Origin of the sequence: Paenibacillus amylolyticus (assembly GCF_051136285.1) — a bacterium.
GTDB classification, from domain to species: Bacteria; Bacillota; Bacilli; order Paenibacillales; family Paenibacillaceae; genus Paenibacillus; species Paenibacillus amylolyticus_F.
The window spans coordinates 464356-478214 of sequence record NZ_CP194938.1 but is presented as its reverse complement, the minus strand read 5'-3'; the positions used below and the strand labels follow the sequence as shown (position 1 = coordinate 478214).

At 44.2% G+C, this 13859-nt stretch carries 10 protein-coding genes; 7 read left to right on the top strand and 3 right to left on the bottom strand.

Annotation, left to right across the window (positions count from 1 at the left end):
• Window positions 1–150 precede the first annotated feature (150 nt).
• The 7 genes from ACR8BL_RS02175 (at window position 151) to ACR8BL_RS02145 (ending at window position 9954) form a co-directional block, all read left to right on the top strand.
• Complete coding sequence (locus ACR8BL_RS02175) at window positions 151–1170, top strand: LacI family DNA-binding transcriptional regulator (RefSeq protein ID WP_434751090.1); 1020 nt, start codon at window positions 151–153, stop codon at window positions 1168–1170.
• A gap of 137 nt (window positions 1171–1307) precedes the next feature.
• Complete coding sequence (locus tag ACR8BL_RS02170; protein ID WP_434751089.1) at window positions 1308–2300, top strand: ABC transporter permease; 993 nt, start codon at window positions 1308–1310, stop codon at window positions 2298–2300.
• 15 nt (window positions 2301–2315) lie between these two features.
• Complete coding sequence (locus ACR8BL_RS02165) at window positions 2316–3203, top strand: carbohydrate ABC transporter permease (RefSeq protein ID WP_434751088.1); 888 nt, start codon at window positions 2316–2318, stop codon at window positions 3201–3203.
• Between the two features lie 50 nt (window positions 3204–3253).
• Complete coding sequence (locus ACR8BL_RS02160; RefSeq protein ID WP_434751087.1) at window positions 3254–4897, top strand: sugar ABC transporter substrate-binding protein; 1644 nt, start codon at window positions 3254–3256, stop codon at window positions 4895–4897.
• Between the two features lie 15 nt (window positions 4898–4912).
• Window positions 4913–6271: a glycoside hydrolase family 30 protein gene (locus ACR8BL_RS02155; RefSeq protein ID WP_434751086.1), complete on the top strand. Its 1359-nt coding sequence runs from the start codon at window positions 4913–4915 to the stop codon at window positions 6269–6271.
• 297 nt (window positions 6272–6568) lie between these two features.
• Window positions 6569–8188 (top strand): response regulator, encoded by a 1620-nt coding sequence (locus tag ACR8BL_RS02150; RefSeq protein ID WP_434751085.1) that lies wholly within the window; start codon window positions 6569–6571, stop codon window positions 8186–8188.
• Window positions 8189–8199: 11 nt separating this feature from the next.
• Complete coding sequence (locus ACR8BL_RS02145; RefSeq protein WP_434751084.1) at window positions 8200–9954, top strand: cache domain-containing sensor histidine kinase; 1755 nt, start codon at window positions 8200–8202, stop codon at window positions 9952–9954.
• Window positions 9955–10123: 169 nt separating this feature from the next.
• Here the strand turns inward: ACR8BL_RS02145 and ACR8BL_RS02140 are convergent, their stop codons facing one another.
• From ACR8BL_RS02140 to ACR8BL_RS02130, 3 genes are all read right to left on the bottom strand, one after another.
• Complete coding sequence (locus ACR8BL_RS02140; protein ID WP_434751083.1) at window positions 10124–11014, bottom strand: carbohydrate ABC transporter permease; 891 nt, start codon at window positions 11012–11014, stop codon at window positions 10124–10126.
• 15 nt (window positions 11015–11029) lie between these two features.
• Window positions 11030–11920, bottom strand: a complete 891-nt coding sequence (locus ACR8BL_RS02135; RefSeq protein ID WP_434751082.1) for an ABC transporter permease — start codon at window positions 11918–11920, stop codon at window positions 11030–11032.
• Between the two features lie 87 nt (window positions 11921–12007).
• On the bottom strand, window positions 12008–13603 hold the full coding sequence (locus ACR8BL_RS02130; RefSeq protein WP_434751081.1) for a hypothetical protein: 1596 nt from the start codon (window positions 13601–13603) through the stop codon (window positions 12008–12010).
• Window positions 13604–13859 lie beyond the last annotated feature (256 nt).

The following is a 13859-nucleotide window of genomic DNA, read 5'->3' as shown; positions in this document are numbered from 1 at the left end:
AAGCTCAAGAGATAAGTGTTCATACCGCTGATCAATAAAGATCAGCGGTTTTCTTTTATACAAATTTGATAAGTTGATTGTTGTAATGAAAACGGTTTTATGCTATTTTGAATGTATAAAAACGTTTTAATAGCAAAGGAACATGAATTTATGGGAAAAATCACAATCAAAGATGTTGCAAGAGAAGCCGGTGTCTCCATCTCTACCGTTTCTAATGCCTTGAATGGTGTCGATGTTCTGAATCCGGAAACGAAGTCCCATGTGCTCAAAGTGGCCGAACGCTTGAATTACATCCCCAATCTCAATGGGAAACTGTTGAAATCGGGGCAGACGAAAATGCTTGGTTTCTTCACGACAAGTGTGTCGGGGCCATATTTTTACAAGTTAGTCGAAGCCATGTCGCGTGAGTGTGACCGTCTTGGTTATGGTCTCAATGTGTTTGTGACAAAAGATAAACATGTCATTATGAGCAATATTCTGGGCAGGCGGGTGGATGGCGTAATCATCTACGAAGAGCTTCGGATTGATGAACAGGATATTCTGTCGATGGAAAAAGACAAGATCAAAGCGGTTTTCCTGGATCGTGTGTATCAAAGCGAGCGAATGGGAAGTGTTATTTTTGACTCCTATGAAGCCAGCTACGAAGCTACCAAATATTTGATTGGGCTGGGTCACAAAAAAATTGCCTACATCTCTGGTGTAGATGAGATGTTTGACAGTGCACAGCGCCGGGAGGGTTATCTGGCAGCCCTTCGAGAATACGATCTCCCGGTAGACCAGGACTACATTATTCAGGGATATTTCGAAGAAGAGGCCACCTACAGTGCGATCAAATCCTTCGTTCATCTGCATCCAGGCAAGTTACCAGATGCTTTTCTGGCCGGTAATGACTTGAGTGCAATCGGATGCATTCAAGCGTTGAAATCCCATGGTTATGAAGTTCCGAGTGACATCAGCGTGGTCGGATTCGATGACATCGATATCGCTCCGTATTATTCTCCACCGTTAACGACGGTTCGAAATCAGATTGCAAGACAAGGCATTCTGGCTGTCACGCAATTGGTCAATATGATCAAGGAGCAGGAACAAGGGACATCGCAAAAACTGGCAGGGGAACTGGTGGTACGAGGGTCAAGTCATGTAAGAATGAACCGAAGAGATACCCGCTAATAACGGGTGAAATATTCTTCGGTTACTTCTTTTATTGATATTACAGAGAAGGGAGTTTCTCGCAGCAAAAATAAAAACGTTTTTATAAATAGGGAATAAATGCATTAAATGAAACATACAGAGGGGAGCAACGAAGAATGAGTCATCTTACGACCACAACAGCCAACAGGCAGCAGCAACCTCTAAAACCTGGCGGCAAATTGCCGTTGAAACAACGATTCCAAACGTTTTGGATCGATTTCGCCAGACAATGGGAGATCCAATCCATGGTTCTACCCGGTATCCTGTTCATGATTGTCTTCTGTTACATACCAATCTACGGATTAACAATTGCTTTTAAAAATTATACCGTCATTGATACATTGTCCAGTGCACCCTGGGTGGGGCTGGATAACTTCAGAATCATCATGTCAGACAAATACTTCTGGGATGCTGTCGTCAATACACTCGGCATCAGCTTTTTGAAACTGGGGATTGGATTTGTTATTCCAATTATTCTAGCCATTATGATCTACGAATTAAACAGCGGACGATTCAAGAAATTCGTGCAAACGGTTTCATATTTACCTCACTTTCTCTCGTGGATTGTACTCGGTGGCATGCTCATTACCTGGTTCTCCACAACTGGATTGTTCAATGAATTGCTGCTGGGTCTCGGGATCATCTCCCAACCACAAAACATTTTGCTGGACGCAGGCAAGTACTGGTGGATCGCTACGTTATCAGATATCTGGAAAGAAGCCGGATGGGGAACCATTCTGTATCTCGCCATCATGTCCAAGATTGATCCTACGTATTACGAGGCCGCCAAAATAGATGGAGCCAGCAGGATGCGTCAGATATGGAATATCACCTTGCCTAACATGAAGTCTATTATCAGTCTGAATCTGATCCTGACGGTCAGCGGACTACTCGGTTCGAATCTCGATCAAACGCTGGTGCTCATGAACTCACAGAACCGTGAGAAGGCCGAAGTTATTAATTCATATGTCTATCGCATGGGGATGTCGCAGGGTGACTTTTCATATGCTACCGCGGTAGGTTTGGGTGTTTCCATCATTTCTGTAATTCTGCTCATCACGGCAAACAAAATAACTAGCAAGCTGAATGACAACCAGTCTGTGCTGTAGAAGGAGGTCTTCCCTGTGAATGGAAAGGTGGCAAAAGAAGATCTGGACAGCCGGATCTTTGATACCCTCAATATCATTTTTTTAACAATCTGTACTATCGTCATTATCGTTCCGCTCTGGAATGTCATCATCTCGTCCTTTAGTTCAGGCAAAGCACTGGCAGAAGGAGGATTCATCTTCTGGTCACCCGAGTTCTCGCTGGAAAACTATCGAGCGGTGTTTAATGATTCAAACATTTGGCAGGCGTTCTTCATCTCTATATCCAAAACCACGATCGGTGTTGTGACACATGTATTCTTCTGTGCCATGGTTGGATACGGACTGAGCAAGAAGTACCTGAGAGGGCGCAAATTGTATGTAGCCATGGGTGTAATTACAATGTTTTTCTCCGGCGGTATGATTCCTACCTTTTTGCTTATTAAGGCACTTGGTCTCCTGAACAGCTTCTGGGTGTATATTATTCCGGCTTTGTTCAGTTTCTTCGATGTGGTCATCCTGATGAATTTCTTCCGTAATGTACCGGATTCACTGGAAGAGTCGGCGAAGATGGATGGGGCTGGAGACTGGCATATCTTTCTCAAAATCTTTATCCCGCTGTCCATGCCAGCAATGGCAACCATCGCTTTATTTAATGGGGTAGGGCAGTGGAACGACTTTATGACGACCAAACTGTATATCACAGACCAATCACTGTACCCATTACAGATGATGTTGTATGAGATTATTGTTCAATCCCAGACCCAGTCCATGCAGAACGTTGGCGGGTCCGTAGTGATCGAAACAACAACCAAAGGCGTGCAGCTTGCCACCATTGTGATTACCACATTGCCAATTGTGCTGATCTATCCTTTGTTGCAACGATATTTCATTTCAGGAATGATGCTTGGAGCTGTTAAGGAATAAACGATGGATTCACATCAACGATTTATATTCGACTACGAGGGGGAAAACACATGTTTAATTTTCACCGGGTACTGGGCAAAAGAGGGGTTAAAGGATGTGCAGCATTACTGACAGCGGTGTTAATGATTACGGGATGCAGCGGTGGTTCCGATGGATCGAGTGAAGCAAACTGGGTATCCATTGAGAATCGTTATACGGTTGATCCAGAGAAACCAGCATGGCAGCTCGATAAAAAGGAAGAAGTGACTGATTTGACCTGGTACGTCAATGCTGACTGGTGGAATACCGATTTTGGCAAAGATATCGTCACCAAAAAGATTAAGGAAGATTTGAACATTAACATCAAATTTATTACAGGCGATGATACCAAATTAAATACCTTTTTTGCTGGTGGAGATATGCCTGACCTGCTGACGGTGTTTGATTCCAATTCGCAAGTCGTGAGCAAAGCATCAACCTGGGCCATACCTCTGAACGATTTGGCTGAGAAATATGATCCGTATTTCAACAAGGTCGCGGCTGCGGACACGCTGAAGTGGTTCCAGCAAGCGGATGGCAAGACTTACGGTTATCCGAATTATTCCAACACACAAGCGGATTATGATAGTGGTAACATTCCAGCCAAGACCGCCTTTATTATCCGCAAGGACGTATATGAAGCATTAGGCAGTCCAGTCATGGGAACACCGGAACAATTCCAGAATGTGATGAAACAGATTAAGGAAAAGTTCCCATCGCTTATTCCGTTTGGCTTCAACGCCATCGGTGGAGGTACAGGTTCACTTGGAGATGCCTTACAGGATTTTATCGGTGTACCCTTGGAGACGGAAAATGGAGAGTTCTATGACCGCAATCTGGACGAAGATTATCTGACTTGGCTGAAAACATTAAATGCCGTGTACAGAGACGGCAATATTAGTGATGACAGCTTTGCGGATGACGGTACAGCCTTTGAAGAAAAAGTGAAATCCGGCAAATATGCGACGATGCTGCTCGACGGTACACCTCAACAAGGTGGAAATCTTCAGATCTATATGAGTGATAACGAAGGCAAAGAGTATATTGCCATTGATGGGCCGCAAAGTACCAAGGGCAACGCGCCAACACTGAATCAATCCGGTATTACAGGCTGGATGATTAATTTCATCTCCAAAGATGCCAAAGACCCGGCTAAAGCGATGCAAATTTTCACGTATTTGCTGAGTGAAGAGGGCCAAATACTGATGAACTATGGCGTTGAAGGAGAGACGTTTAAGAAAAAAGCTGACGGTACAGTGGAATTACTTCCGGCAGTGAAGGACATGCAATTGCATAATGCGGATCAATTCAAGAAGGATTATCGCCTGGGTGAATTTATGTTTTTCGGTCATGACCGTCATAAGGCGCTGAGTGCCGATGCCTTCCCGGAAGCCATTAAACAAATGCAAGCATGGGGCAAAGGCAAGCTGACACCTCATTTTATTCTGGAAAATATCAATCCAAACCTGGGAACACCAGAAGCTCGTGCTTTGTCTGCAGTTAACACCAAATGGAACTCCACGCTGGTAAGCATGTTGCGGGCAAAGGATGATGCCTCGTTTGACAGCGCCCTTGCGGCATATCAATCGTTCCTGGAAGAAAATCGCTGGCCTGACATCGTGAAGATCCGTAGCGAGAAGATGAAGCAGAATAAAGAGAAATTAGGCATGAAATAATGAGGAGGCTGCGCGATGACAACATTTAAAATATTCAAAACTACGGGGGAAAATGACCTGTTTCGTCTTCTTTCCCCCGAGGAATATAATTCGTTCAAGTCTACGGACGCTGATTCTTCAACCATAACCGTACAATTGGATGATGGTCAAACCTACCAGGAGATGGACGGGTTTGGAGCGTCATTCACGGATGCTGCTGCATATCTGATGAATCAAAAGATAACGCACGAACAGCGGACGGAAGTGATGACACGGCTGTTCCATCCGACAGAAGGGATCGGCTTGTCGGTGATACGCAACCCAATGGGAGCTTCCGATTATGCCCGTACTGTATACAGTTATAACGATCTGCCTGACCAACATACAGACCCGGAATTAGCCGGGTTTAGCATTGCACATGATGAAGCGGATATCATTCCGTTAACGCAGCAGGCGCTTGCACTGAACTCCGAGTTGAAACTGTTTGCTTCGCCGTGGAGTGCGCCCGGCTGGATGAAAACAAGTGGTTCCATGATCACTGGCCAGCTGAAGCCTGAGTGGTATTCGGCTTATGCCGAGTATTTTGTAAAAACCATTCAGTCATACGCAGTACATGGCCTGCCGATCTATGCGATTACGCCGCAGAACGAGGCTTTATACGAACCAGCTCATTACCCTGGTATGTTAATGCTTGCAGACGCACAAGCAGATTTCATTTCAAATCATCTCAAACCTGCTTTCGTGCGCAACAACCTTGACACCAAAATCTTCTGTTATGACCATAACTGGGATCGTCCGGATTATCCGTTGACTGTTCTGGAGCAAGCGGGAGAAGCAGTCGATGGGGTTGCCTGGCATTGGTATGGGGGAGATGCCTCTGCTCAATCCAAAGTATACGAAGCATTTGCGGGAAAAGAAGTGCATTTCACCGAAGGTTCCGGAGGGGAATGGATTCCACCGTTTGAACAAGCATTCTCCAATGTGATTCGAACAGGCATTCAGATACTACGAAACTATAGCAAGTCACTCGTTTTATGGAATATGGCACTGGATGAAAATAACGGCCCCACCGTACCGGGTTTTGGACAGAGCACTTGCCGCGGAATTGTACAGATCAACCAGCAAACAGGTGAGCTAGTCTACACACTGGATTACTACGCATTGGCTCATTTTAGCGCTTTGATCCGTCCTAAAGCGGTTCAGATTCAATCGGTTTCCAGTGATGAATCCGTATACACCGTAGCTTTTCGGAACACGGACGGAACTATCGCAGTGGTGCTGTTCAATGATGGGCAAGAAGCCCGGCAGGTCAAGATTGAGCTGCAAGATCAAGCAGTTCTCACTGTGCAGATGGAGTCTAAATGCGCCATGTCCATTTTAATATCGAACGAATAAATAAAAGCAGCAGATCGGCTATCGCTAATCTACTTATATTAAAGAAATGAAAAGCCTGCTTCAGCATTTATTTTATCTCCTCATTTCCAAGAATAATAACGCAAATGATAGAGACCGCCAAATTTTGGCGGTCTTTTATCGTTTGTCTATTTTTTGAATTGTTTTCGGATCATTTTTCTAACTATTCAAGGGGATTTCCTGCATGAAGTCCGAATAAATTACAAGATAGAATGTACATGCCCAATGAATATTTAGGGTGATGGCTCTTGTATAAATAACCAACTTTGGAGGACTTTCATGTATAAACTGATGATTGTGGAGGATGAACTGCTAATGCGTGTTGGCATTCGTTCGATGCTGAACTGGGAAGAACACGGCTTTTGTATCACAGGCGAGGCCAGCAATGGAAAAGAAGCATTGGAGCTTGCGATGGAAAAAAAACCAGACCTGATCATTACAGATATCCGAATGCCCCTTATGGATGGACTACAGCTGATCCAGGAAGTATCCCACTCGTTAAAGAAATGTAAATACGTTATCCTGAGCAATTTCGATGAACTGCATTATGTGAAGAAGGCTTTAAAGCTTGGAGCTACAGATTACCTGATTAAAAGCGAAATCAATGAGCATTCTCTTATGCAGCTTTTGACGAATATTCGAGAAAAGCTTCAGAGTGAACAGGATAGATTCAGCGCTTCAGCTTATGTATCCTCCGATTATTCCAAGAGCATCCGTTACTTAAAGGATAGTTTCTTCCAAGATCTTGTAAGCGGATTCACTCATGAAAAAGAATTACTTTCCAAAGCGGAAGAACTGCATTTCCGTATCCAGTCGGAGCATCTGGTCGTCATCAAGTTTATCGTGAATCATTATGAGAGGGCCAAGCAAAAGTATATTGAAAAAGGGGAAAAGTTGCTCCGCTTCTCCATTCTCAACATTATGGAGGAAGTCATCCCGTCCCGGTGGTCAAAGGAAATCTTTGTGGAAAGCTCGTCTGAATACTGGGTTGTTGTAAACGTTGGTTCTACACATGCTGATCTGAACAAGCTGATCTGTAAAATCATGTCTTCGATCAAGGATTTTATGAATTTATCACTTACAGCAGGTGTGAGTTCAGTGGTTTTCGGTTTTGCAGCGATCCGGAGGGCATGTCAGCAGGCAGAGCTTGCACTTCATGAGCGTTTTTTCGCTGGTGCAAACCAGATCTTACATGTTGAAGATGTACGTGAAACACCGAGCAGAGAAGACGTTGCACTTCTTCTGAATCCGCAGCAGGAACAGCATTTATTGAAAATTTGTATGAGCAAAAATAAAGAACAAGTCGAGCAGTTTCTTGATGGAATTCGCTCTGATTTGAGGGCTTTAGAGGCTGATGAGAAAAGTATCCGCAAACAATATATTGCATTACTTGAGATAATACATGCCCATTTACTGAACGTCACATCACGAAACAAACTTTCGGTGACTGAGAAATCGCCCTATGAAATTGTTCTGAATGGAGAGTACTGGCATGAGATCCATCAGGATGTACTGACTCACATCACGGAGAGGTTTAACGTCCCCTCTCATGGTACTGACGAGCACACGTATACTGACCTCGCTTTGGATCTCATCCACAAATATTATGCAGAAGATATTTCGCTGCAAAGTGTAGCCAGCCATATTAACGTTAATCCGTCATATCTAAGTCGATTGTTCAAGCAGGAGAAGGGGGAGAATTTCATCTCTTATCTGACCCGGGTTCGTATTGAACATGCGAAGGCTTATCTGCTCAGCAAAGAGCTGAAAATATATGAGATTGCGGACAAAGTAGGATATCACAACTACACGTATTTCAGTAAGATTTTCAAAAAAAGAACAGGGCTTACGCCAGAAGAATATCGGGAACAGCAGCATGTACATGCCAATCGTGAATAGAGGGGTTATCAATGAAATATACTCGGCCTTTTCAGATTAAATACAAAATTATGGTGATCTGTATCATCGTCATTATCTTTCCTGTTCTCGTGATGACTATTAATTCTTACTATTCTTCTGAGCGGTTATTATCACAAAATTACAATACATTACTCAGCGACTTAACCAAACAGACCAACATCCGTATTGACGAGTTTCTGAAAGAAATCGAAAAGATTACATTGCTTGCCAGCAATGGACTCAGTGACAGTTTATCGGCAACTCATGAAGGTAGCTTTCCTATTCAGGATTTTCTGCGTGTAAGTGATGAAGGCAACGAGATTGCCGCGTACAACATTCTAATGAATTACATCATGATGAAAGATCGTGTATTTTCGATTTATCTTTACAATATGAACGGAGGACAAGACCTGTTTGTAAGTCCGCATCAACCGATTGATCCCACTTTTAACGTGAGAAATGAGCTGTGGTTCAAGAAGTTTATGCATGACGACGAGCGCACAATCACGTTAACGACGCGAATAGACAAGCAGTTGGAAAATAAAGTGCTCGCCGTATCTCATGCGCGAAAAATTCATGATGTAACAAACGGGAAATTACTTGGGGTGATGGTAGTTAGTATCGATATCAAGTTTATTGAAATCGTGAACCGCAATTTACAGGAAGGGCTTCGATCCAGATTCATGATCATCGATGAAGATGACAAGATTGTGTACAACGTCAACGACCAATTAATTGGCACCTTGTTTCGGGATAACGTCCGCCCATCCGAAGCATATAACGTAGTTGTGAAAAGTCCTCTCAGTCAGCAGAAATGGACGACATATGTGTATATGCCACTTGAAGAGCTGACCGCTGACGGAAAAATATTAGGCCGAAATCTCGTCACGCTTGCTATTGTCATGTCTCTTTTTGCTGCGGTTATCTCCATTTTTCTGTCCCATGTCATTACTCGTCCTATCAAAAAGCTGCTGAATAATATTCGTCTCGTCGAAAAGGGACAGTTTGAACACGTGCAAGATATCCGCTCCCGGGATGAGATTGGCCATTTATCCACCCGGTTTAACCGCATGTCTCATGAATTGAAACGAATGGTAGAACGGATGCAGCAGGAAGAGGTTGAAAAAGCCGCAGCCGAGATGCGGGCACTGCATGATCAGATTAACCCGCACTTTTTATATAACACTTTAGGTTCCGTGAAATGGATCGCTTCGATGCAGCAGGCCGATAAAATCGTAGATATGACCGATGCGCTTATCTCTATGCTGCGATATGCCACAAAATCTGATGGAAGTCTCGTGAGGATTCGAGAGGAATTAAGCCATATTGAGCATTATGTGACCATTCAAAATGTACGATATTACGGCGGCATCCAGATGAAGGTTGAGATTGAAGAAAACCTGCTGAATTATGTTATGCCGAAAATGATCCTGCAGCCCATCGTAGAGAATGCCTTCTTTCATGGTCTGGCTGAGATTGAAGAAGAAGGGGTAATTACCATTCGGATTCAGCCGCAGGAGAATGATATTTCGATTGAAGTTGCTGATAATGGAGTCGGAATGGATCAGAACATGGTTCGCAGCTTGATGGAGGAAACACATGAACCCGTGAGTGGGAGCCGGGGGATTGGTCTATATAATGTGCAACGCCGGATTCAACTTCATTTTGGTCAACCATATGGAATACAGGTTAGAAGCCAGATTAGCAAAGGGACAACGTTTACCATCCGGTTGCCAGCAATACCCTGTTTACCAGAGTACAAGTGAAATGGTTAGGACCGAACAAAGTCGAACATATTCCAAAAAGTCTGCAAACCAAAGAACCTGTAGCTTGATGTCTACAGGTTCTTTGGTTTAATCTCTTATTTTTTGTTTTCGTTTTCGTTTTTGTGTGAACATGCAAACGGCATCTAAAATATTTGCCCCTGACTTCACATCATCCTTTAACGCTGCCAAGCACCAGTCCTTTGGTGAAATATTTCTGCAGGAACGGATAAATGAGCAAAATTGGAATCGCACCAAGGAACATCTGAGCTGCACGTCCTGTTCTGGCATTCATCATAGATAACAGCTGTGCATAATCTGAGCCTGACTTCAGCATCATCTGTTCAAAGCTTTGAAGCAACGTCTGCAAATAGCTCTGTAGCGGGTAGTTAGCCGGATTGTTCATATAGATAATGCCGTCGAACCAGGAGTTCCAATGTCCCACAATACTGAACAAACCAACCGTCGCTAGCGCAGGTTTGAGCAGTGGCAGCATGATTCGGATCAACACCTGTAGAGGGCCCGCGCCGTCAATGATGGCCGATTCTTCAATCTCCTCCGGTAATCCTCGAATAAAGTTCATCAGAATAATCATGCTGAATACGGGCAGGGCACCTGGAAGAATCAGAGACCAGATGGAATCGATCAGTCCCATTTTCACCACAACGAGATAGGTCGGGATCAAGCCGCCGCTAAACAGCATCGTAACGATGAAAAATCCCATGTAGACATTACGTCCCATCACCTTCTGTTTGGTTTTGGACAGAGGGTAGGCTGTGAGCACAATCAACAGCAGATTCACAAGTGTACCCAGAACCGTTCGCTGGATGGCAACCCATAACGAGGAGTAAAATGCGCCACCAGATAAGGCAAACTCATACGCTTTGGTTGTGAATTCGACAGGCCAGAACGTAACACTGCCCGCAGAAACCGCTGAACTGCTGCTGAAGGAGACGGCGAGTAAATTCACAAATGGCAGGACACAGAGCAGTGAGATGGTCAACAGGATCGTGTAATTCAAAATATGAAAGAGGCGCCGGCTTATACTTTTATCATAAATCATGCGAATATGCCCTCCTTAGAAGATACGGTAACCTGCCACGCGGTAAGCCAGAATGTAAGAGACAGCAACGAGAATACAGGAGATGATTGATTTAAATAATCCGACTGCGGTCGCGATGGAATACTGTGCCTGCTGGATACCCAGACGATACACATAGGTATCAATGATATCCCCGGTCTGATAAACGACAGGAGAATATAGATTATAAATCTGATCGAAACCGGCATTTAACACATTTCCAAGTGACAATACCGTCATTAAAACAATCGTTGGCATCAGAAGAGGCAGGGTGATATAGAGCGTTTGCTTCCAGCGCTTCGCTCCATCGATCACTGCGGCTTCATACAGACCGGGATCGATGCTGGTTAAGGCCGCCAGATAGACAACAGTGCCGAAACCGAAGCCCTTCCAGATGTCACTCACAATCATCGTCCATGGGAAGATCGAAGGGGTACCGAGAAAAGAGATAGGCTTGACGTCGAACAAACTCAGAAACGTATTAACGATGCCATCTGCACTCAGAATGTCGAGCATAATGCCCGCCATAATGACCCATGACAGGAAATTCGGTATATATACGAGGGTCTGGAACGTGCGTTTGATCCCGTTGTGCATGACTTCGTTCAACAGCAGGGCGAAAATAACCGGAATGACAATACCGCCAATCATTTTAAAAACGGACATGTAGAGCGTATTCCAGATCGTTCTTACAAAGTTGGGCTGATTAAATACATGGGTGAAATTATCCCATCCGACCCAAGGTGAGTTAAAGCCCAGACCGGGGTTATATTTTTGAAACGCAATAATGAGTCCATAGAACGGGATGTAGCTAAAAATAAACACCAGCACCACACTGGGAATTAACATGAGGTGGTAAGGACTTTGCTGTTTCCATTTTTTCAGCATTGCTTTTCCTCCGTTCAGTTTATCAACAAAGAGGGGTGAGACAGGCTCACCCCCTCCAGATTCACACCGCTTCACATCGCTAATGCTTTATTTTTTCCCATAGGCTTCGTTCACGGCTTCGATGGCTGTATCACCGCCAGCTGCACGCCAGTTCTGCACCACCACATCAAAGTAGTCGATGTTTTCACTGCCCATAATGATTTTGGTAAAACCTTCGGTCAAAATGTCGTCTAGTGTTGTGCCATAACTTGAGAGGGCTTCAGGTGTAACCCCCCATAGCGCAGTTTTGGTGTAATTACCGCTGTCGAGCACTTTTTTCGCCAGACCGTAGGCGTTTTTCGGAGCACCTTGTTGCAAATAATCCCCAACCGATCCCGGTGTTGCATTCTTGATGAACTCGACACTGTTGTTATATTTCTGCCACATCCCTGAAGTAGTAAGGCCGCTAGTGTCTTTGGTTTCAAGAGCTTTGGACACAGCCTCAAACTGCTCATAGTCTGAATTCGGATTAAGCACACGGAATGCACCAACCACATGGGCAATATCATTGTCCAGCAGGGCAGACAACGTCTCCGGTTTTTCCTTGCCGTTGCCTTCATCTACAATATAGGCATAGTCATTTAAGATCTCGATTACAGCCTGCGGATTGACAGCATCCTTTTTCATGACGATATAGTTGTTGTTGGCAAAAAAGATAGATTGTTTCGCTTCCTTACCATCCACGCTTGGAATGAGATATGGATAGAAGATGGCGTCTTTGCCCAGGTTGGCAACGGTATCTACGCCAGGATTGTACCCCCACCACTGATAATAAGGCTGGATGCCCACTTTACCAGCAACAATATCGGCATTCATGGCGTTGAAGTCCTTAATGGCAAATTCAGGATCAATGATACCCCGCTTATACCACTCTGCCCATTCCGCGAGTGCGTTTTTCATCTCAGGCTGGATGGAGCCATAGCTCAGTTTGCCCGCGCTATCCTCAATCCACATGTCGGGATGTGCATTCCATGCAATGGCGAGCAGGTTCAGATAATCAAGGGATTGATCTACAGCGATACCGTATCCGCCGTGTTTTTCCATAAATTTGAGAGCCATATTTTTGATATCTTCTATGGATTTCGGGTCTTGCAGTCCAAGCTCTTCTTTCCAGTCGTTGCGAACCCAGATAAAGTCCGGCTGATCAATTAAACCCCAATGCATCTGCGGTATGCCGAAGAGTTTTCCGTCTTTTTTACCAGATTCATAACTGTCTGCATCCGCTTTCATATAACTTTTAAGACGTTCCGAGGCGTACTGGTCAAAAGCTTCTGTCAAATCCATGACCATATCTGCCTCAACCAGTTGCCGCAACTGAGAAGGATTCACCCGGAAGACGTCTGGAAGTTCATTGGAAGAGATCGCAAGATTCAGTTTGGTTTCGTATTCATCACTGACCCAGTCTGTCTTGACGTTAATGTTTAATTTCTCTTTGTACCGCCGAGTCCAGACATTATTCGTTATATCATCGCCCTTTGGATATTTTGCTGAACTGTACTCCGATGTAACGGTATGAATCGTGACGGCACCTGTGCCATCGTCCGCATCGGTCTGTGTTTTACCTTTTCCGGTGTCATTACAGGCCGTGATCAATAACGTAGATATACTCATCGACAAGATCAGAAGCTTCATCTTTTGGTTCATTCACGTTCCCCCTCAGGTTCAAGTCATCGTTTAGGAATGTTGTACTTGAAGATATTGTAATGGAGAATGAGAGGAGGGGATATAAACGTTATTGACTAGAATCTGTATGATTTTTTACTTTAGAGGGATGTAAGAAGTAAGAAATGAGATGTACGTTGCACTTATTTTACCGAGTTGCACTTTATTGACCTGAGTGAATCGATGGAAGGGCATTAGACTCTGAATTCGTTTATCATGGTTCATCTTCTGTTCATAT